This window comes from Christiangramia marina (assembly GCF_048285865.1).
GTDB classification, from domain to species: domain Bacteria; phylum Bacteroidota; class Bacteroidia; order Flavobacteriales; family Flavobacteriaceae; genus Christiangramia; species Christiangramia marina.
Map to the genome: position 1 here is coordinate 705,312 of NZ_JBLVTK010000001.1, position 21,069 is coordinate 726,380.

Here is a 21,069-nt window from a genome sequence, read left to right on the forward strand (position 1 = left end):
TTACAGTTATAACAAAACGTTTATTTTCAGTAAGTTAAATTTAAAACATTGTTCTTTTTTATAATAAAATTGGCTCGTTTCCTGGCTCCGAATATTACAGTAAAATACTAGTTGTGAATAGCGAATGTGGTGAGCTAATTAAGTTAATATCGAACTTAAGAGAAGGCTCAACGGTTGATTTTGCGCTATGAATCCTAAAAGATATTTGCCAGCCTTGATCCATTGAAACTATGATTGTCGTTTTAGAATCCTCTTTGAATCTAATTTCTATTATGCGAGAAGGCAACCGTATCTTCCTAATTTTCGCCTTTGGTTTAATATTTTGGAAAGACATATTTAAGGTTCCGTGAATATTATAACCGTGAATTTCAACCTGGGATTTACCTTTAATTACTTTGTAGAAATCTATGCTTCCAATTAAATATTGAACCATTCTTTCTGCGACAATTCCGGGATTGCTTTCATCTAGTCTACGTAACTCCTTAGCAAATGCATTTAAAGTTTTCACATATACATTTTCATGCATATCATCAATTACGTCCCACGTACTATTTGGATCGCTGGATCTAATTTGGGTTAGATTATCAAATATTGGTTTAATTTCAGCAAAGTAATTATCAGAACATGGAACATCTAGCCATTTTTTTCCAAAATCGATCCGTTGAGATAGTCTGGAGTGCTTTACCGCGCGATGATTGTTCTTAGCCGAAATACCAATTTCCCAATTCTGAGAAGATCTAATCATAAGAACGTCTCTAACATCACCACTTTGACCTGCCTGATCGCTCACCAGTTCCAGCCTAAGAATATCAGAATCATCGATCCCGTGCTTTAGTCTAGGCTCTATATCTAGTAAGAAATTGATAGCAGTACTAGAGTTTATTTTATATGCTTCCTGCTTTTCTTCTCCAAAACTATCAAATGCATTTTTAGCGGTTACGTATGGATCATTTTTGGTAACTTCAACGTTAGTCAACTCAGTTAACCTATTTTCAAGTTCTTTCAATAACGCATATTCAAATGCTTTACCTGTTTTTGTTTGTTTAGCCATTATGCTACTGCTTCTCTTATTTCTTGATTAATGTTATCCAATTCACGTTGTTCTCGATTTCTTAATGCGATCTCAACTTGTTCATAAACTTCAGAAGCAAGAATTCTTGCTAATTCTACCGGTACCGCATTACCAATCATTTTGTAACCGTGAGCGACATTATCATATACAAATTCAAACTCATCGGGAAATGTTTGTATTCGCGCGCATTCCCGCACACTTAAACGTCTATATAAATGCTCAGATCCCGGTATAAATTGTTGTTTATCTAAACCAACTTTTTCCATTTTTGGAGCTTGCGGATGAAGGGGAGCGTGTCTTCCTCCAGCTTGTATGGTAAACGATTGTTGATCCCACGATCTTACACGGTTCCTAGACATATACATTGAAGAAAAACCACCAACCATATATTCATGATTATTTACATGACATGCAGCACCTTGCGTCTTATTCTTTTCTGTCGCAGGAATTGCACATTCTTTAAGATCTCCAATTGCTTCGCGTAAATCTATCTTATGTTCTAGTGGCTCTGGAAATTCAAAAGTGGCTTCCAGATCTTTTCTAAATCCTATGAAGAAAACCCTTTTTCTATCTTGCGGAACTCCATAATCCGAGGCATTCAGCATTTTGAAATTCAGGTTGTAACCAATACCCGCATTAGCAAACATTTTTTTTATGTTATCTAGGGCATCCTGATGCTTATCGATTAACATTCCACTTACATTTTCTGCAAGAAAAAAATAAGGCTGCTTGGCTTCTAAAATTCTTATGAAATCATAAAATAGTTGTCCTCTCTGATCTTTAATACCACGCAAAGCACCGGCTGCACTCCAACTCTGGCACGGAGGCCCTCCAATGATACCAGAACAATCAGGGACATCTTCGGCTAAAATTTCAGTGATGCTTCTCCTATCTAAAATACTCTCAGGATGATTCAATTCATAGGTTTCCCAGATATCTTTATCATATTCATTTGCCCAAGTAACATCGAATCCTGCCTGTCTAAAACCAAGATCTAAACCTCCTGCACCTGCGAAAAAAGAAACTATATTCATGCTTAAAATTTATTCAAAATAGCTAAAATTCCATCCATTAGTCAACAAAATGTTACGGTAATTACGTAAAGTTATCACCATTAATAGATTTTAAATTTTAGTCGCAAAATTGATCATATCCCGTAGCTCTTCTTTAATTCATCCCTAATTGCTTGAGCTTCTGTATTATTAAATTTCTTTCTGCTTAAGCTTTCCAGGATCATGGTATTAAAATCTGTCCAAGGTACTTCACTGGAACCGCGGACATTAAATTTATTATCTGCATTATCATAACGATTACGGATTGAATTCTCCGTATTGTCCCATGTAGCTTCTCCCCATTCTATAGAATGACCAAAACCCAATGTGTTTTTATCTTTAACGTTCATTTTTTTTGATTATAACGATTTTGATAGAATAAATCTTTTGGTTCAACTATTGAATCCTTTTAAAAAGAATGATCGTCAATCTCCAGACACATTCTAAAAGTATCAAAATCGTGAAAATTCAATGCATATTCTCCACAATGGCGAAATTCCAATTTATCGCCTAACTCATTTAAAGCCCTATCAACAATATCAAAATTTGGGCTTCTTTTAATTCTTTCAATTGGTGTCTCTTTAGAACCTAACGGTGCGGGAAAGGAAAATGCCAGAATGATATAGGTTACATAGCTCGCATTATCATCATTCAAGTCTACACATTTAAAATGATAACCTTGCTTTCTAATATCTGCTGCGACGATTTTAGGTTCTACATGTAAACGGCTGTAGTTAACAGATGATAAATTTTCTATTATATGCCCTAGCTTTCCTCTGTCATTACGACCTGTAAATGGATCTGCCATACATTTTATTATTAATGATTATAACTTGTTCCTTCTCATTAAAACTAATATCACAACAATTGCGATTAATATTCTTATCAAAAATGCTTCCGCGTAGAAATCTTTCATCATTATAACAGTTAACAATTAACTTTAATTTCTGATGATACTAGTTTATGTCAGGCTACTTTCGCGCGCTGTCAGGACTTCTCCATACTACAGCTAAGCGGTTTTGCTGGCATCACCCGAAAGCGATAACCTCTCCTTATACATTTGTAGCTGATCTTCCATTAATTGGATCGTCTTATTCTGCATATCTACCATCTGCTGAAGACTTTCCGCCTTTTCGGCTTTCATCCTAGCCAATTCCAATTCTTGTCTCAACTTCTCTACTTCAGCACTATCATGGCTAACTTGCTGTAACGCTTCTTTTGATACCAGCCTTTCACTTTCTGGAAGAAACTCTGCAAACTCATAGCGGATCAGTTTCTTAATCGAACTCGTAATATTTGCTCCTGCTTCAAACTTCGTAATACTTTGGGAAGTCAATCCCAGCCTTGTTCCGAACTCTTTTTGTGACAAACCGGTTTTTGATCGCAATAGCTTGATATCCATATCGATGAAAAATATATCTATATTTTTTACCACTAATTTTGCTTCATTAGTGATATTTTTTATAAGTTTGCGTGTAATTATTTATCACTGTTTGTGAAAAAGTTACATTATTTAACCTAATTACCGCTAAAAGCACGTAAGATATGAAAATTAAGGTAACAGATAAAGAGCGTGACGAGCTACGAGGGATTTTCCCGCCGGGATATGCGAAGGTAATTAGCAAACGATTGAATGATGCAAAATTGGAGCCTGCCAGAGCCAAAAGTTATACCCCGAAGATCGTAAGCGATGTTCTGGCCGGTCACCAGGGAGATTTTAATGTGCTGCTGGAATTGTTTCGCTATAAGGATGAGATACTGACCAAAGAACAGGAACTGAAAAAGCTTAGAAATAAAAATTACGAACCGGCTGAAGATACAGCCACTAAAACCAGATAATAATGGAAACGCAACAATTAGTAGACAAAATCACCCACTTAGAAGCTCAACTCAAAAAACTTGACACAATGGAGCTAGGAATTAGAAGCACGTTCAACCTCAAAAGATTTTATAGCAACAAAATAGACGATTATTCCTTACGATAATCTTTGCAACGGCTATGATCCCTACATCATAGCCTTCTTCAAGTAAAGCATGAGCAAATTAACTGCACATATCGTATATGCTACATTTCAAGCACTGGATGACTCCCAGCGCGAGGTGTTCATGCAGTTGATTGATGATGAAAAAAAGAAGCTAAAAACCAGACCGAAGAAAAGAAACGGACGGTATGACAGATTACCTGAAAAATTTCGCCCAGAAAATATTGAAAAATTAGCTGCTGAAATAAGCAGTAGATAACACCCGGACGCAAGTCCAAAATGGGCGCGAAACGCCGACAGACTGGCCGCGCCCATTTTATTAACCTACGAACATGGAAAAATTATTTGAACTTTTATTTACAGCCATTGCAACGGTTCTGGCAACGGTTGTTGTCATTACGATCGTGAAGAGAATACTTCTAATAAGAATTTTTAGAAGCCAATGCGAGTTGGCTCTTTTGGAAGCAATCGTTAAGGAAAAATCTATACCTAAAAATGCTAAAAAATTCTGGCTGGATCTATACAAGTCCAAGAAACCTAGTTTTCTTCAATTATTTTTTTCAACGAAAACCTATGAGATCACATCCTGGTTCACAAGCGAAGAGATAGACGGTTTTTTTATACCATCCTCGGAATTTAATAGTATCAAAAAGTAAAAAGCAAGGCACCCCTGCCTTGCTTTTTCAATAATAATTTGTCTTACAACAAACAGTAGATATGCGAAAATATAAAAATAATCCAACACCCCCTATGCTTAACCGCGCAATTCTAGAATTAAACGGCGTTTTTAATGTGCCTTCCAACAGCCAGCAACGGTCTGGCAACGGTGAGAATGAAATACCGTTGCAACGGGATTTGGAAGAAAAAAAATATGTTCATCCCATAATCATACCGGCAGACATCAGTAGAACCAGGGAAAACTACCTGAAAGCTAAGGATACCTATAATAAGAGGGTAGCACAAGAAAACTACAACATCAAAAAATACAATAAGCAGGTTGAAAAAAGCCGTTGCAATAAGCCGTTGCAACCTTCGGAAATAAAAGCTCTCAGCATCTTCTATAAAATGATAAGTCCGCTAAATACATGGGAGCGCAACGAGCGTGTACAGGAATATAACCGTTGCAACGGCTCATTAATTGCAAAAAAGGATAAAATACAAACTCTCAAATATCCAACGCAGTTGGTGTTTGAAGCCATTGTTTGGCATTACTCCATGCAATTGTACGAACGCAAATCAAACCGTTTGAAACTGCAAATAGATGTTCCTGCAACACTACCGCCGGTAAACTTGCATAGCGGCTGGATGACTAGTGAAAAAATTCACGAGGAGCGAAGACTTGATATCTGCAAAAGGACTCTAAGAAGACAGCGCAAACGTTTACAGGAAGCTAATATATTACAGGAATATGAATTTTCCGGGTCTGCAAAACCGGTTAAAATCAAAATAAACCCTAAAATTTTATGCATTACGGACAACCATCTTCAGAAAAAAACTGCTGCTGGAAATCAATCAGTTAATCCTGACGGGCGGACAAAGTTACCGCATAACAATGTTTCTAATAGATCCTTCTTACTCAATAAAGAAATAAAAGCGAATGTTAGTAAACATTCGAGAGAAAGGAGTTCGGCACAAGGCCTCACGCCTAATGATTTTTCTTCTATTGGAAACACCCGAAAGCAAGTAGTGAAAAAAAATGATACCCCGCCCGAAAAAAATTCCTCTGCGGCGAAAAAAAATACACTGAGCGAATTTTTGCGCCGAAAATTGGAAGAAAAAACAGATTTCGCCGCGAATCTTGCCGCTCACCAGTACGATTCTTACGAGCCGCTTAGAAAAGATATCCTAAAGAAAGAAGCGTTGTCCGGTTCCATGGACAGGGAAGAGTTTAAAGAATTGATCTTGCAGGATTTTTTCAAATCTTCGGCAAAACTGTACCGAAATGAAACGCCTTACCTGGCCAGCTGGTTGAAAGCGTATAATCACTGGATCGAGAAGAAGTTTATCAATCCATCCGGCTATTCTCTTAAAAAAATACACCTGGTCGAAAAAATTGATGAATTGCGCTACGGCCTGGCCGCCGTTGGCAGGTTTATGCGTAAGAACCCCGAATATAATTTGCTCTATCCCGGAGATTACTTTGATCTTACCAGAACTACGGCTAAAGAAGGTGGGTTTAAATATTACGCCGGTGAAGCTTGGCGAAAACATCAATCGTATTTGAAAAATAAAACCGATGATACCAACAATAAGGCTATCAAACGGAAGCGTAAAATTAGCGATCTGCAAAAAGCTCAGCGCCATGTGAAGAGCTATCTCGATAACAAGATTCAATTTGACGAATTATTTGTAAAAGTAAAACAGATAGGCAATAAGTCTGTTTACCAGGATCTTCCGGAAATTATAAAAAAAGCGAATGTAAAACATCAATTAAAATATTCTCGTCATGAGCTATAATTCTAAGAGATGCACCTGTGGTTCTTCCCGGGATATTTACTGCAGCACTTGCAGTAAAATTTCAATGAGCATTCTACTCAAAAACGGAAATGATCATTTAAAGCTTACGAATTCCAGAGGTAGAAAAGTTTGCCCAGTATGGTATAGTCCTATTAAACACAATCGAAAACCAAATAGAGACATTATAGAGGGTATGCTACGCCGATTTTGTGAATCGCCGTTGATAACCGTTGCCAATAAAATAAACTTTTATACGAACAATACCGATAATCTAATTTTTACCTACACGCTATGAGATCAATTATAACCTGTAAAAAATTGAAGCAAAGCGATTTTGAATTGATGAAAGCCGCGCTTAACAATTATGCTAGCAGCTTACAACTACTTCAAGAAGTAATGCCGAAACCTAAAGAATTCATGAAGGATCTTAGTATTACCGTGGAACTGTGGTATGATATCAATATGCGTACTGCTCAACAAAATCCTCCAGAGAATTCTAAACTCAATTTATCTATTCATAAAGCAATGATTTTACTAGATGCGCTGTATGAAATGCGTAGTCAGAAATCTACACAGGATTACGAGCGTAACCGTTGCAACCGCTTTATCATGGCTATAGATGAACAAATGCTTACTACTACTCAATTACTTACCAAACTTAATTCTTAGATCATGCTATACCAAACATTATATACCGTTGCAATAGTAATTCTAGCTTTCATAATTACCTGGAGTTTTTTCCAGATCCGGAAATTGAAGAATCAAAATTCAAGATTGAAAATATGTCTAAATGAAGCGATAACTACCTCAAATGTATGGTTTCGGCTGTGCCGAAAAGCATTCAAAGAAAATAAAGAACTGAAAGCTAAATACTTTATTCACTAATGACACAATAATTAATCAACCGCAATGCAAACCAGTATCAATCTAAACCCGAAAATCAGCATGCTTAGCGAAGAAAAACAACTAAAAAAGTTGCCATGCGGTGCAACGAAAAAACAAATTTTTAAAATGTTTCCCAGAGAAAGCGATCGAGAAATTAGAAGTGCTATTCATCACATACAAATAGAACTTAATCCTCACAAGTCAGAAACTGAAGCTATTAGACCTCATAGACTTAGGTTAAAGGAATTCCAGGAATTTATCAAGCTGATGGGAGTGCCGTCTGGGTATAAAGAAGAATACAACGACTAACCATTTGCCGTTGCAACGGTAATGCAACAGCAAGTTTAATAATTACTATGAAATTACTAGTGCCTCTTTCTGGCGGTAAGGACAGTCAGGCTACCCTATTGTACTGTATCGATATTTATGGAGTAGAAAATATAGTCGCTGTCTTCTGTGATACTCAATGGGAACATCCTTCGACATATGCTCACATTCAGTACTTGGTGAAAAAAACTGGCGTGGAATTTATTATTCTAAGTTCCGAGAAATACGGTGGTTTTATTGATATGGTTAAGAAGAAAAAAAGATTTCCTTCAACCAAGGCAAGGTTTTGCACGGAGGAGCTGAAAATAAAACCGATGATCGATTACATTCTAACCCTTAATGATCACATAACTATTTTTCAGGGAATACGGAATGATGAGAGCGAGGCTCGTTCCAACATGACCGAAGAATGTAGGTATTTTAAATATTATTTCGAGCCCTACAAGAGTAATGAAATCACCGTTAAGAAATTTCAAAATAAACCTCCAGTTACTCATAAGCAGAAAAAGGAATTTTTTGAAGCAAAAGTTAGATTGCTGATAGATGGTAAGAATGATGAACGGTATCATACATACCGAAAAAAAGAAGTATTAGCATGGTGTGAACAGTTTGCAGATGATGTAAGAAGGCCATTCATAAGTGCAACGGCAAATGATGTAATTCTATTTAGTTTAGAAAGGAATTTCAGAATTAACCCATTGTATTATTTAGGAGTTACAAGAGTAGGATGCTTTCCATGTATCTATGTAACTATTGAAGAGCTTGCAATTATACTGGATCACTTCCCGGAGACTTTTGATGACATAGAGATTTACGAAAAAGAATGTGATTCTACTTTTTTCAAACCAGATAAAATTCCAGAACGATATAGAACCGGTTTTGATCCTAAAAGCGGTAAAAAAATAACAACCATTCGCGATGTAGAGCGATATATAAAGGATCGAAAAGGTCAAACTAATCTATTTGAAAAACCACAGTATTCAAAATCGTGCAGCTCCGGGTACTTTATATGTGAGTAGCCGTTCCAATTAAAAAAAATATTAATTTATTGCAAAAGCAAATAGCTCAATTAATCGAAAAGATTTTTCCCATATTTCCCAAGAATAGTACCTAAAGTTCCACTAAATAATAATTTGTCTATTGCTTGTAACTTTAGATCGTCCAACCACATCCAGTTATCTGGAGCTATGATATGAAAAACTCTTATAAATATTACAGTTATCCCTATGCCAAGAATGAAATATAATGAAATGATCGCGACACGATGTTTATGCTTATTTTTCTTTCTTTTATTTTCTTCGTCGAATATAGCAGTTTCCTCTTTACTATTTTCAAGCTGATTTTGATTAATCGATTCACCAATCCCACCGAGCTGGTCTTCTGATTCTTCTTCTGCCATTGATTGGGTTTCAATTAAGTGGTTCGCTAACGTTTGCCTGAAGCTTTTTTTCGTAATAAGATTTTATTAGTGAATTTGGAATAATCGAACCATCCTTTAAGCTACCTCCTTTTTTATGCCATGTAATGTGCCACGGAGTATTTACCATATGTGTCAGTGAAGATAATTCGGTTCCTGAATATTTTTTATAAACATCCCAAATCTTATCCAAGAAGTCTCGGTCTATATGGTTGGATAACAATTCCGAAAATTCAGACTTAACCATACTATTTACTAATTGTACGCCGTCTATATCACATCTACCGTATTTTTTCAAGATTTGATATACAGAGCCTACCACCGGTCCATATTTCCAAGCTTCCGCTTGCTCGGTAATCAAAGGTTCTTTCTTAAGAGCTAAATGCCATCCGTGAGAAATGTAAACCAATTTCAAAGCTTTCATTGGCGTTATCTTACTTCCTTCATCAATTGCTTTGTATATGAAGTAATTCGCTATGGTTATCGGTGCGTACATGTCGGCTAGGCGTTTGTTTAAAAGTAAACAAATATTAGGCAAAAGTAATTAATTTAATTAGAATTTAATAGTTAATTAGGAATAAATCCTATTTATGGATTATATCCAAGAACTTTCGCTTATGTTTACGAAATAGATAAAGTGATGTTTAAAGAAGCGAAAAGAAGATTTTTGAAACACGAAGAACAATTAGAATTATTCTAATTTCGAATTATAAGTAATTAATTATCAAGTCTAATGTATACCTACTTTCATTAATTTTTCCACAAATCTTCTTGTTGCCAGTTATCCTTCATTCCTAAAGCTTCAGGATCAACATTTGGAAACCTTCCGAATAAGGACAATAGTTTTTCAGTAAACTTATTATTTGGCTTTATAACATTCAGTAAATATTTCATCAGGCAGAGATGAATATATAATTTCGGAAATTCGTGCTGTTTGGGAATATTCTCTGACCTAATCCATGGATTGGGAGGCTTGGAAAGTAATTTTGGGTTTCCAGGTACATTTTTATTCCATAGTCTAGTATGATGGGCGCAGAAGTTTCTTATTTGTGCAATTGACTGTAACCAACTTGGTAGATAGGTGTGATTTACAGCTCCATACTCTGAAGCTATCAAATCTTTCGAATTTACCTTGTCATTCCTGAGGTTTCCATATAATTTAGATAATGAGCCTAGGCTTGTTTGCTCTAATGTTTTCCAACTGGGTGGAAACCTCAAATCATCTTTATGCTTTTTTAGATGATTCTTAATAGTAATATCCTTGGTACGGTTTATTTCCTCTTCTAAATTAGAAAGTGTTTTTACAAGCGCTTTACTATCAATAAATAAATCAAAATTTTGAAACCACCAAGGATCAATCTCATGAGACAGGTGATAGATCAATTTAGTACGTAAACTAATTTCTATTTTAGCTATAACGTCAAACAATAATAATCTTAGTTCCTTATCAAATTGATAAAGAAAAATTACATCGGAAAATTTACTATTGGGTTTAAAGGTATGTTGCTCTTTGTTGTCTTGCATAGAATACCAGTATTCTCCAAGACGATAGTAGCTAATGTGAGCCAAAATATGTTCTGCATTATCTTTTTCAACTATGATTAGCCCCCTATTCTTTAGGGTTTCAATTTGTTGAGTTATGGTTGTAGCAGGTTTAGAAAACATATAAAAAAAAACCTCGCTATGCCTTTGACATAACGAGGGATATTTTTTGAGGTCTAAAGCAAAAGACACACCCTGGGACGCTGTGTTTTTAATAAAAACCTATCGCGTGGTGTGTACTGTTGGTGCAAATATATGATACGATATCAAAGCAAACATCGATAAACGGCAGTAATCGATGAAATACACTTTTATTTAACAAATAGTGCACTAATCGTTAACAAAATGATATCAATTATCCATCTTCATATAGATAATCATACATATATAAACACCAAATAAATAGATTACTGATAATTCAAATTATTGAAAAACTTTAAAGATTTCAGTTGAAATATTTATTCCTGATGAAGCCGTTGCAACCTCACAATGGCTTTTTTCCTACCATACCGTTATGAATCATTACGAATCATAGCGATTTATTGCAAATCACCCCTATTCCTCCCTATTTATCCAAAATTATAGAAAACCTTAACGATTTTTAACAAGTCTTAACACTTCAGGTTTTTAAGTCCGCATCTTAGCAATCGCAAGAAAGTTCTTTGACTTAATTACATGGCTAATAACGTAGACATTTCAACAGTATTAAAGCGCAACCTGAAAGGGGGCAAAGAGTTCGATATACTCATGCCACGTGTAAGGTGCAAAACCACTCCTTTAGGGGATGGTGATACTTTTTTTACTGTGGACCGCATGAAAGATTGGATTGAAAAATTTCGTCATCAAACGGCAAAAATTGCTTTACGATTAGAAGGCCAAACGGTAGAAGAAACGGTAAATAATATTTACAATTTCCTTTACAACCACATCCAATACACCGCCGATGGGCAGTTGCAACAGCTACGCTCACCGGCCTGTACTTGGATGCAGCGTAAACAAGGGGTTGATTGTAAGAGTTATAGCGTATTTGCCAGCTCGATTTTATCCAATTTGGGAATAAAACACGCAGTAAGGCAGGTTCGCCAGGCTTATTTCTATCCGGAAGAATTCACCCATGTTTATGTGGTGGTTTTCAAAGATCAAGACAAAGAAAATTATAGTGACAATGCACCAACGTACGTAATCGATGCTACAAAGCACGAGAACACAGAAGTTAATTATATAGAAAAAGTTGATCAATTCATGAACAAATTATCCCACGTTGGTTTGAATGCTCCACAAGATGAGCGTACCGCAAACATCATCAATAATTTTAATACGTTTTGCCAGTTCTTAATAGAAAATGGAATCCCCGTTGCAACGGTTGATGCTATTCGTGCTGAAGTTTCAAAATATACCTCCAGGGGTGAAGATCCGAAGTTTCAGATTTACGATAAAGGTATTGTCGTTTCAGGGAAGCCTTTTAAACTGGATTTTGTAGTCGATAAGGAATACGAGGCCGGTTTAGGTTTTGTTGCAACTGCTGGGGCTGCAGCTACGGCTGGTAAAAAATTATTAGACATGCTTCCACCAGATTTCTTCGGAAGTACTTTCGGGGCTGTTTTCGCTAATGGTTTTGATTTGTCTTGTTGGAATGCTTCTTATTCTATTTCAAAAGGACAAGCCGCCGTTGCGAAAGATTTACCCTATCTGGCTGGTAAATACTCAGGACTTGACCAGGGGGTTACTACAGAAAGCCTAAATAAATTCCTGAATGGAGTTGAAGGATATATTGCGAATGCTAAAAATGGTCAAAAGTCGAAGTATGCAAAATGTACACGTGAAGGCTATGCTGAAGTGCAGAAAAGTGCAGAAGCGGCCAGGGATGGTATTTTAGATCAATTGAAGAATTCAGTGAAATTGACTCCTACAGGATCTCAACAAGGTCATGTTCGTACTACAGAAATGCCTTCTAAGCCTGACGGTGTATGGGAATGGGGTCATGCTTCAGATAACAGGTATAGCTATAATAGTTACCGTGTAGAAGGAAAAACCCAGGTAAGCACTCCAAAAACTCCAACAACAGGAAACAGTTCGGGACAATATCCACAAACTACCACTGGAGGTAATAATTATCAGCCTACCGGGCAGAATAATTACCAACCTACCGGGAACGGTTCTGGGAATGATCAGTCAAAATCTAGCGGGAGTAATACCGGTATCATTATAGGCGGGGTAGCACTGGCAACTTTACCTTTTTTAATCCCGATGATGAAAAAATCCCCGGTTGCGGCAAAACCGGCTAATAAGAAAGCGAAGTAATGGCAAGCTGGTATAACAATCTCATATCGAAATTACAATTTTCTGCTACTGGTAAAGTTGCAGAGAATATTAAAACTGCTTTAGAAAGTGGTGCATTTAGAACGATCGAAGATTCTACAGGGACAGACATAAATGTACCTAACGAGATTTCCAGTTGGTTTCACTCTAAATTAAAAGTGTGGGTATTGCAGTTGCTTTCCTTGATTCAGGAAGCTTCAAATTATGCAGATCCTTCTTATGCGGCAATAATTAATACCGTGATCCAGGCTTTAGAAGTAGCTCGAGCTTATTATGCCAAGCAAGCTGACACCTCTTTTAATACCAGTTTGAGAAATGTTGCTTTGGGAAAGGTGAAGATTTTGGAAGAAATTATTTCCAGCGTGATTTTCGGCTACGAGCAAACTCTTAAAGATGCAAACCTGTTACCGGTTAAGACTATTCAAATGACTAATGCCGGCAAATTTGAAGGATCAAGTATAGAGGATTACAAGTGGAATCAACTGGATCGAAAAAAGGTCATTGTTAATCATGTAATATTTCGGGAAATGGAAGATCAAACGCAAGGCAACAACATGAAGGATTGCGAAAAATGTAAAACAGATTACACGCCGTGGGCATTTGCAGGGTTTTGCGCCTTACTTGCCTGGTCCGCCTCTGTAACCAAAAACAGCAAGAATAGTAAATAAGCTTAGCAGCAACGTACATACAAATTAGTAATCAATTTTAAATCAATTTTCTATGAAATTCGGAAAAATAACATCCCCGAAATTAGCTGAAAACGCGCTTTACCTAGGTGGTGCGTTCGGTGGTGGTGCAATCTCCGGTGGACTTATGACGTTGGTACCAGCTGAGCAAAAAATCTATGCTCGTGGTGGTATTATCTTACTTGGTCTGCTTGGTGCTTCTACCCTAAACCCAAAAACAAGTGGAGAATCCCTTGCCCAGGCAATCGCTATTGGTATGGGAATTCGTCAAGCCTCAGAAGTGGTAAAAGAACTTACCCAGGATAAGATCCAGGTAACTGCTGAAAGTACTACTACAGATAAGTTTGTAGCAGGTATGGCAGGTTTAGCTTGTCCATGTGACGAGACACGTCCAATGTTGGCTTCTCCTGTAATAAACTTTCCATCCTTGAACCCGGGATCTAATCCGGTCCTTATGGCAAGTAGAGAGGTAGAAGTTCAGGATGTACCGGTTTCACTACTAGGTTAGATCCAAAATCGTATTAAAAGAATCATCATCAATATTCATTTCATCAATTAAAAAACAACAGTAATGAGAAATAGAACAAAAATTACCGAAGCTGGAGGATATCTACTAGATAGATCCGATAAGTTTTCAGTGGAACTGAACGAAAATATTACTTCGGGAAAAGCAACTTTGGGCCGTCACACGCTTTTAGTTAGAAAAAATGCTACAGGTGCAGCTGCATCTTGGCCGCTAATTGATAGTAAAACGCAGGAAACTGTAGGTGTATCTACCATGAACGGTAGAAGACTTCCTGCAAATCAGGCCGTAATCTTTGACAAAATTGCTATTGCAGCGGTTGAAGGAGATAACGCTGGTGAAGAGGGGATCTTAGACTATGTAGCTAGCAAAGTTCCGGCTGTGCTTAGAAATGCAGAGATTTTAATTATGCAGAATGGTCGTGAGGTAATTAGCCTTCCAGTTTCAGATGTTGTGAAAACAATTTCTCCTGCATCTTCTGAGGACTATTACCATGATCTTGAAGGATTCAATTACCTGGTAGATAACCAAGAAATCACCATGGAACTAAAATTCCCTGATGGTGCTACTCTAGCTCCATCTGCTGCTGGTAAGCAGTGGTATGTTGAATTGAAACTACAAGGTTTCAAAACAATCAAAAAACAATAGTAAAAACTTTGGTTGGTTAGTTATTGTGAAAAAGCCCTGACCTATAAAGGGTTAGGGCTTTTTATTTAATTACAACCATAAAATCCTCTAAGATGGAAAAAATTGATTGGTTTACTCTAAAGATCAAACTTGCCGCTGGTGAAACATTAGCGCAAAAGAAGATCTTTTTAGATAAAGGAAAAAGGATCGTTGCCGCCGTTGCCGTTGCTAAGGAACCGGGAAAAATAGTAGACTTAGGTCTATACGATCAAAATACGCAGGTTTCCGCTCCCATGGATCTATCGCTATGGAAAAAATCCAATGCCGGGAATTTCACTGATGGTTTTAAGCCTCTTGAAATAAAAGGCGGAATGGATATCACCGCACGAATTAGCACCGCAGATGGACTTGCTTCAGATCTAGATATCGAAGTAGTATTTGGTGTGATTAAAGAAGATAGCTCATGCTAGAATACTTCGGACGGTTATTCCAGGATTTAAAAAATTTCCTTTCCGGGAAACTTGGCCTTCAAAAGGCTAACCTGGGATTTGAAATAATCACGGATGATATCGACAATTTTTCTATGTCTGGAATGATAGAGCCTACCTTCTATAATTTCGGTGAGCATGATGTGGAAGTGCTTCATTCGGTGATTAAACCAGGAAACAAGTTTTTTGCCGGTGTAGTGGGTATGGTAATGAACAATGAAGTTCCAATAAAATTTAAAGGGCCTGTAGGATCTAAACGCAAGCTAATTGTGTATTACGGATCTCCGGTACTAGAATGTGATTAAAATTATGGCTGAAGAAAACTTAAACGACCTCATAAACTGGCTTTCGAGCAATCCTATCCATCGTTTTGAGATATACGATTACAACAGAAAGAAAATGCTTAAAAAGTGTGTGAGTTACGCTGAATTGCTCAGCGAATACTCTCCAGTAACAAAGTATTTTGAAGAGCTGGCAGACAATGGAGTAAAGTCTGTACAAATCACGCAGAAAAAGAAAAACGGAAGCTCCTACGTGCGTGCGAGTTGTGGGTTAAACTTCGCCTTGAGTACTAATGATAACGTTGCTGCAAGTGGTAGCCAGGCTGCAATGCCGGTTGCCACACCGCAACGACAGCCAATAAATAATATAGGTCTTATGGGTTATGGAAATTCTCTTGGTTTAGGTGCTCCGGAAATTCTGAAAATGCACAGCCAGGCAGATCGGTATGCAGATGTCAAAACTTTAGCGGACAAACTGGAAAATCATAATGCAGATCTAATTGCTGAAAATAAGCGACTGGAGCGTGAAAATATGAGGTTAGAAAATGAAATTGAAAAGCAGGATAAACCTACTGCGGTCGATAAATTCCTGAATGCATTTGCTCAAAACCCAGAAGGATTTATTTCTGGAATAGCTTCTATAAAAAATGGCGGTACTACTCCAGGTCTTAATGCTCCAGAACCTCAGAAGCAGTTGAGCGATACCAAGAGTAAAGTGGTAGATACAATTGGGAATCCACAGGTACAGGATGATCATGTAGCCGCTTCTTACTATGTCTTAATGGAGGCCGTAAAAGGAAATGAGAAATTCATGGACGAGTATTCAAAACTACTAATCAAACACAAATTAATGCAAGATGGCAGCAACCATACTAATAACGGGCAATAACCCGGAAGAAGAAACGAAAAAAACAAAAGCTCTACAGTATATGGCTAATAATCTCTCCATGGATCAAATTGAGAAATTGGAAAAGATGGCCAGAAGTCCGAAAGCGCGAAAAATGCTTGATACCAATTGGACTTTTCTGAAAATGTATACCTAAAAAAAAATGTTCCCACTACTAACAATTGCATCTATGGCAGTATCTACAGCGTCTCTAGCAAAAGAGAAAGATTTTATTAAAAATAACTGGAAACCTATTCTAGGAATAGGTGCTACCATTGGCGTAACCTATGTAGTCTGGAATATATACAAAGATTTTAAGGCTACTGGAGATCAATCCAATACTAGGGAAAACAATTTATCTGAAGATAATAGATTTCCACCATCGACTTTAACGGAGGTGGAAGCATTAAATATTGCTAACAGGCTTCAGGATGCAATGGGAACCTTTGGAAAAGCCAATACGGAGGAAGCTAAACGTATCAAACTATTGCTCACCGATCTTAATTACAATGACTATGTAAAGGTCTCCAGGTCTTTTGGTCAGAGAGGTTATGTAACAGTTACAGGGATTTCAAAGGATTCAGATATTCTAGCACCTGCCAAAAATTTAAGCTATTGGCTTAGTAAAGAGTTAAATGACCAGGACTATGCGCAGATTGAAAAAATAATAGTGAAGCCTTCAAAATAATGCAAATCACCAAATACACAAATGTCTACAACGAGTTTGGTGACCCTTTAAAAGGAGCGCATATCTCTATTGGAAATTTAATTGGCACTACAACAAGTTCTAACGGATTTGGAGAGCTAACAGCCAGTGGTGATGCAGTAGTAAGAGTTAGTTATGTAGGTACAGAGCCACAGTATTTCAAGTTAATAGAGCTACCTAAAAAAATTACTTTAAAAATGGAAAGTTTGGACGAAGTAACAGTTACATCTAAGAAAAAACAAGAAACGCCAAAATATCTTATTCCGGCTATTGGTGCCACATTGTTGTTAATCGCACTTATGAGCTTCGGGGAAGAAACTAAAGAAATCACACTTTAGTTATGGCTAGTTTCTACTCTTATTTACCGCTGCTTCAGCAAGTGGAAGGCGGATTTCAAAAATCTTCTGCAGATCCGGGAAACTTCAATTCGCTAGGGCAATTAGTGGGTACCAATTTTGGTATTTCCGCACGTTTTTATGAGGGCATAATCAAACGTCCACCTTCGGAAGGTGATATGCGTTCCATTACTAAGAGCCAAGCGGAGAGCATTTTTAAGAATTGGTTTTGGGATCTACAGAAAGCCAGCGAGATTAATAGCCAGGCGATGGCCAATACAATCATAGATCACCAGGTAAACGCCGGTGATGGTGCAAAACTCGCTCAAAAGGTTTTGAATGATCATTTTGGATATCGCATATCTGAGGACAATCGCATCGGGCCGGTTACTTTGGCCGCGCTAAATAAAGTAGATCCAGCAAGATTTGTTTTTCTCTACAACGAAGCCAGGGCAAAACACTATAAAAGTATTGGAAATAAAACCTGGGAAAGAGGTTGGTTGATCAGGCTTAAAAAATTCGCTGTAGAATACAAAAAACCTATTTCAATGGTAGCGGTTGTTACCGTTGCAACGGCTGGTTATTTAGTATATCATAACTTTTTAAAACAGTAACAGGATGCCAGGATTGCACATTGATGAAGTTGGAGTGTTCAAAGGTGGAAACCCTAATAATTACATTGAAGGTGATTATGAAAACTTGCTGCAATTACTTCAAAATAACAGTTTAGTAATTGGTCAGAAGTACTTACTGAAGAACTACCAGCACAGGTATTATATTCCAAATAGTGATACGGCTACAGTTGACAGAATTGCTACAGTTGCCGAATTGCCATATAACTACTACCACAAGCTAGAAGGAGGCGAACAAATACCATACGGTTCGACTGTAACTATTACTTATCTACCGGAAAATGCGCCAAGTTACGCCTTTATTGGTATGACAGGTTTTGTATATCAATCCTACGCTGATGGATCTCATTATATCGACAATATTCCTCTAACAGTAGGAATGAAGATTGCTTACAAAGCCGGTTTCTACTTAAATAACCTGGTGAACGATCAAGTTATTAGAGAACGTTTTAAGGAACGTTTGACCGGTACAGTTTCCAGCGTTGTCGGAAGTGATAAACTTACAGGAACAGGAACATTATTTACACATGAATTGGCGGTAGGCGATAAAGTGGTTTACAAGCTGGATGCAAACGATTATGCAACTTATGATCGAACTGTAAAAGCAATTACTTCAGATACAGAATTGACAATGACTGAAGTAGCTACAGATGGAAATGCTGCTACAGATTCTATTCTGGATAAACTAACCTTTGGCAGAGTGATCATGAAGCCTGGAGGTTTGATAAATACCGATGTACATGATGGTAAAGCTTATTCCGGCTTATCTGCTGAAGAGAATATGCCTGCTCCGGTAGAGCAATTGGTCTTAACTGCTATTAGTGAAAATGAATTTTCAGAATTTGCAGATAGCTTGACTTTCAAAGGTGATGGAGTTAAGTATGATATGTTCGATACTGAAATACTTGATAGATCCGATAATGTAATTGGTACCAGGAACGGTTTTGTTACTCATAGGGAGAATAAAGCTTTGAATATTTCACTAAACCAGGATTGGAGAGCGCAAAGATTCCGAAGGTTTAAGATTCCTCAAGAATACTTGGATCGTTTGAAAATGCAGGAAGATCGCTATAAGCTCGATAGTGATAACCACGTTTATCATGTTGGTGCATTAAATGTGCTATCTGAAGCTGATGTTCGCAAGCTTTATTTCTTAAACGATATTGAAAAAGGTTTTTGGTTCACAGATTTTAGACAAAACTCGAAACCAAACGAAAATCCTTTCACAAATGGTTTCCAGGTTTACGAAGATCGTAACGGTGCTGGAGAAGTGAAGTACGGTGATTTTTCTGCTCAAGGTATGGCCTTTAGATCCGATGAATTTGGATTCCAAGCAAAATGCAATTTTAATAATATTGAGGCTAGAGATATACCGGTTATTCCTTTAGATGAAAATTATAATCCGGTACAAGTTACCAGGTGCATAGGAGAATTTGAAAATACAGTTTTTCAAAACTTACCAAAAGCGCAAGGTGATTCAGATGCTATAGATGTTATTGCTAAAAACCTTAGTAAATCAACTTTTGTAACCGGTGGGATATTGAGATCTGAAACCTTTATGAACGAGATTACAAGTATTGAGTATTTCGATATTAAGAATTTCGGACACCTTGACCAGGTTATTAATTTCAGTTATGCAGTAATAAGCAATTACGGTCATATTGACGGCCTTACAATTGGTGGCGCAAGGAATTATCCTGTTCCATTTGTTGGGAGGGCTGCATATCAATTTGCTTCAGATTGTGTTATTACAAGTTCAATTCTAGGAGTAGGAACGACCAACTTTGCTAAAAACATTTTTGAGGGAACTGTAGCAAAATGTATTCTATTCAAGTACATGAGTTTAGGAAGTAATGTTTTCCGCATTAACGGTGCTTTTATGGCCCTGGGGAATGTTACTGATGGAGAATACACAAACAATGATTGGTGGCAGAGAAGTTCTACAAGAGGTTGCATATTCGAGCTAAACCCTGGATGGGATAAAACGACCGGAATTGAATATTGGCTGAAAGGAACTATTACTGATAAGCATTTTAAAACTAAAAGCGAAAGTAAATCACTTTTCTTTGAAACTTACAATGAAGAGGGTAAGTTAACTATAAACAATATTGATTCCGTAGGAAATATTACTTCTGTAGTTGTAGGTGATTGCTGTTCGGGGCCGGAAACTTATACGCACGTTTTTAGGTTAGAAAATAATACTGATCCTAACGATCAAACAGAACTTTTCCTGGAGTGTGAATTAAAGATCTTTGAAATGGATGGAACACCAATTGAAACTTATGTAAGTACAAAGTTTCTTAGTGATATGGTGATTATTAAAAACCTTCCTACTAATGTTTATTTAGAGTTTTATTGGACTACTAGGACAGGTTTAAACGGCAACTATAGTACAAATGTACATGAGAAAATGAGTGGTTGGAGCCAAGATTTTATCAATGTAGTTTATCGTGATAAATCAAGGATTACAGGGAGGCCAGCAAATACAGAGAAGATAGAGGAATTAGTAGATTTAAACCAAATCAACTGTAAAATATACGATTGGGCAATTGGTGGCGATCTTTTCTATCCTAAACCAGCAGGAGAAGAAACCTTAATGTACCTGTACTTTAATGATAACCCGGACGATTATAATTCATTTGATCCTGAAGCATTAACAGTAAATGGCAATGATATTCCGCTTGCTGAAGTTTGGGATCAACAAACTTTGATCTTTGGGCAAGATAACGAGGTAGTTGTAACAGTCAACGGAGGCCAGGTATTTACTTTTCAAGTTAACCCACCATCAAAAGATATTGAAACTGCAGAAATGTACACAGACGATCTTTCAATTGAATACTATTAATCCTTAA

General features: G+C 37.1%; 27 protein-coding genes. 19 read left to right on the top strand and 8 right to left on the bottom strand.

What is annotated here, in order from left to right; all coding sequences use genetic code 11:
• Nucleotides 1-94: 94 nt before the first annotated feature.
• From ACNKXS_RS03280 to ACNKXS_RS03300, 5 genes are all read right to left on the bottom strand, one after another.
• Nucleotides 95-1,051: a HaeIII family restriction endonuclease gene (locus ACNKXS_RS03280; protein WP_417919602.1), complete on the bottom strand. Its 957-nt coding sequence runs from the start codon at nt 1,049-1,051 to the stop codon at nt 95-97.
• Nucleotides 1,051-2,106, bottom strand: a complete 1,056-nt coding sequence (locus ACNKXS_RS03285) for a DNA cytosine methyltransferase (protein WP_417919603.1) — start codon at nt 2,104-2,106, stop codon at nt 1,051-1,053. Before ACNKXS_RS03285 ends, ACNKXS_RS03280 begins: the two co-directional genes overlap by 1 nt.
• Before the next feature lie 113 nt (nt 2,107-2,219).
• Nucleotides 2,220-2,474 carry a hypothetical protein gene (locus ACNKXS_RS03290; protein WP_417919604.1) on the bottom strand — a complete coding sequence of 85 codons (255 nt, stop codon included), beginning with the start codon at nt 2,472-2,474 and terminating at the stop codon, nt 2,220-2,222.
• A gap of 59 nt (nt 2,475-2,533) precedes the next feature.
• Nucleotides 2,534-2,932, bottom strand: a complete 399-nt coding sequence (locus ACNKXS_RS03295) for a hypothetical protein (RefSeq protein WP_417919605.1) — start codon at nt 2,930-2,932, stop codon at nt 2,534-2,536.
• 201 nt (nt 2,933-3,133) lie between these two features.
• A complete protein-coding gene (locus ACNKXS_RS03300; RefSeq protein ID WP_417919606.1) occupies nt 3,134-3,559 on the bottom strand; it encodes a helix-turn-helix domain-containing protein in 426 nt (141 codons plus the stop codon).
• Nucleotides 3,560-3,669: 110 nt separating this feature from the next.
• Here ACNKXS_RS03300 and ACNKXS_RS03305 point away from each other — a divergent pair, with 110 nt between their 5' ends.
• The 7 genes from ACNKXS_RS03305 (at nt 3,670) to ACNKXS_RS03335 (ending at nt 8,794) form a co-directional block, all read left to right on the top strand.
• Nucleotides 3,670-3,963, top strand: a complete 294-nt coding sequence (locus ACNKXS_RS03305) for a hypothetical protein (protein WP_417919607.1) — start codon at nt 3,670-3,672, stop codon at nt 3,961-3,963.
• Between the two features lie 195 nt (nt 3,964-4,158).
• Nucleotides 4,159-4,365: a hypothetical protein gene (locus tag ACNKXS_RS03310; protein ID WP_417919608.1), complete on the top strand. Its 207-nt coding sequence runs from the start codon at nt 4,159-4,161 to the stop codon at nt 4,363-4,365.
• A 73-nt stretch (nt 4,366-4,438) separates the two neighbouring features.
• Nucleotides 4,439-4,762 (top strand): hypothetical protein, encoded by a 324-nt coding sequence (locus ACNKXS_RS03315; RefSeq protein WP_417919609.1) that lies wholly within the window; start codon nt 4,439-4,441, stop codon nt 4,760-4,762.
• Between the two features lie 61 nt (nt 4,763-4,823).
• Complete coding sequence (locus tag ACNKXS_RS03320) at nt 4,824-6,563, top strand: hypothetical protein (RefSeq protein ID WP_417919610.1); 1,740 nt, start codon at nt 4,824-4,826, stop codon at nt 6,561-6,563.
• Between the two features lie 291 nt (nt 6,564-6,854).
• Nucleotides 6,855-7,232: a hypothetical protein gene (locus ACNKXS_RS03325; RefSeq protein ID WP_417919611.1), complete on the top strand. Its 378-nt coding sequence runs from the start codon at nt 6,855-6,857 to the stop codon at nt 7,230-7,232.
• A gap of 342 nt (nt 7,233-7,574) precedes the next feature.
• Entirely contained in the window at nt 7,575-7,757 is a 183-nt protein-coding gene (locus ACNKXS_RS03330) for a hypothetical protein (RefSeq protein WP_417919612.1), read from the top strand.
• A gap of 47 nt (nt 7,758-7,804) precedes the next feature.
• Nucleotides 7,805-8,794, top strand: a complete 990-nt coding sequence (locus ACNKXS_RS03335) for a phosphoadenosine phosphosulfate reductase domain-containing protein (RefSeq protein WP_417919613.1) — start codon at nt 7,805-7,807, stop codon at nt 8,792-8,794.
• A 50-nt stretch (nt 8,795-8,844) separates the two neighbouring features.
• Here the strand turns inward: ACNKXS_RS03335 and ACNKXS_RS03340 are convergent, their stop codons facing one another.
• The 3 genes from ACNKXS_RS03340 to ACNKXS_RS03350 form a co-directional block, all read right to left on the bottom strand.
• Nucleotides 8,845-9,174: a hypothetical protein gene (locus ACNKXS_RS03340; protein ID WP_417919614.1), complete on the bottom strand. Its 330-nt coding sequence runs from the start codon at nt 9,172-9,174 to the stop codon at nt 8,845-8,847.
• A gap of 10 nt (nt 9,175-9,184) precedes the next feature.
• Complete coding sequence (locus ACNKXS_RS03345; RefSeq protein WP_417919615.1) at nt 9,185-9,688, bottom strand: Panacea domain-containing protein; 504 nt, start codon at nt 9,686-9,688, stop codon at nt 9,185-9,187.
• Between the two features lie 254 nt (nt 9,689-9,942).
• The gene (locus ACNKXS_RS03350) at nt 9,943-10,857 is read right to left on the bottom strand and encodes an Abi family protein (protein WP_417919616.1); all 915 of its coding nucleotides are present in this window, start codon (nt 10,855-10,857) and stop codon (nt 9,943-9,945) included.
• A 552-nt stretch (nt 10,858-11,409) separates the two neighbouring features.
• On the opposite strand from ACNKXS_RS03350, the gene ACNKXS_RS03355 reads away from it, so the two are divergent.
• From ACNKXS_RS03355 to ACNKXS_RS03410, 12 genes are all read left to right on the top strand, one after another.
• A complete protein-coding gene (locus ACNKXS_RS03355) occupies nt 11,410-13,035 on the top strand; it encodes a hypothetical protein (protein WP_417919617.1) in 1,626 nt (541 codons plus the stop codon).
• Entirely contained in the window at nt 13,035-13,721 is a 687-nt protein-coding gene (locus ACNKXS_RS03360; RefSeq protein WP_417919618.1) for a hypothetical protein, read from the top strand. Before ACNKXS_RS03355 ends, ACNKXS_RS03360 begins: the two co-directional genes overlap by 1 nt.
• 52 nt (nt 13,722-13,773) lie before the next feature.
• A complete protein-coding gene (locus ACNKXS_RS03365) occupies nt 13,774-14,247 on the top strand; it encodes a hypothetical protein (RefSeq protein ID WP_417919619.1) in 474 nt (157 codons plus the stop codon).
• 63 nt (nt 14,248-14,310) lie between these two features.
• Nucleotides 14,311-14,910 carry a hypothetical protein gene (locus tag ACNKXS_RS03370; protein ID WP_417919620.1) on the top strand — a complete coding sequence of 200 codons (600 nt, stop codon included), beginning with the start codon at nt 14,311-14,313 and terminating at the stop codon, nt 14,908-14,910.
• A gap of 92 nt (nt 14,911-15,002) precedes the next feature.
• Nucleotides 15,003-15,359, top strand: a complete 357-nt coding sequence (locus tag ACNKXS_RS03375) for a hypothetical protein (RefSeq protein ID WP_417919621.1) — start codon at nt 15,003-15,005, stop codon at nt 15,357-15,359.
• Entirely contained in the window at nt 15,353-15,682 is a 330-nt protein-coding gene (locus ACNKXS_RS03380; RefSeq protein WP_417919622.1) for a hypothetical protein, read from the top strand. The genes ACNKXS_RS03375 and ACNKXS_RS03380 overlap by 7 nt, the downstream gene beginning before the upstream one ends.
• Before the next feature lie 4 nt (nt 15,683-15,686).
• Nucleotides 15,687-16,547 carry a hypothetical protein gene (locus tag ACNKXS_RS03385; RefSeq protein ID WP_417919623.1) on the top strand — a complete coding sequence of 287 codons (861 nt, stop codon included), beginning with the start codon at nt 15,687-15,689 and terminating at the stop codon, nt 16,545-16,547.
• On the top strand, nt 16,516-16,701 hold the full coding sequence (locus tag ACNKXS_RS03390) for a hypothetical protein (protein WP_417919624.1): 186 nt from the start codon (nt 16,516-16,518) through the stop codon (nt 16,699-16,701). The genes ACNKXS_RS03385 and ACNKXS_RS03390 overlap by 32 nt, the downstream gene beginning before the upstream one ends.
• Nucleotides 16,702-16,734: 33 nt before the next feature.
• Nucleotides 16,735-17,232, top strand: a complete 498-nt coding sequence (locus tag ACNKXS_RS03395) for a hypothetical protein (protein WP_417919625.1) — start codon at nt 16,735-16,737, stop codon at nt 17,230-17,232.
• Entirely contained in the window at nt 17,232-17,588 is a 357-nt protein-coding gene (locus ACNKXS_RS03400) for a peptidase associated/transthyretin-like domain-containing protein (RefSeq protein ID WP_417919626.1), read from the top strand. The genes ACNKXS_RS03395 and ACNKXS_RS03400 overlap by 1 nt, the downstream gene beginning before the upstream one ends.
• 2 nt (nt 17,589-17,590) lie before the next feature.
• Nucleotides 17,591-18,199, top strand: coding sequence for a glycoside hydrolase family 108 protein (locus ACNKXS_RS03405; RefSeq protein ID WP_417919627.1), 609 nt, complete (start codon nt 17,591-17,593; stop codon nt 18,197-18,199).
• A gap of 4 nt (nt 18,200-18,203) precedes the next feature.
• Nucleotides 18,204-21,062, top strand: a complete 2,859-nt coding sequence (locus ACNKXS_RS03410) for a hypothetical protein (protein WP_417919628.1) — start codon at nt 18,204-18,206, stop codon at nt 21,060-21,062.
• Nucleotides 21,063-21,069: the final 7 nt, after the last annotated feature.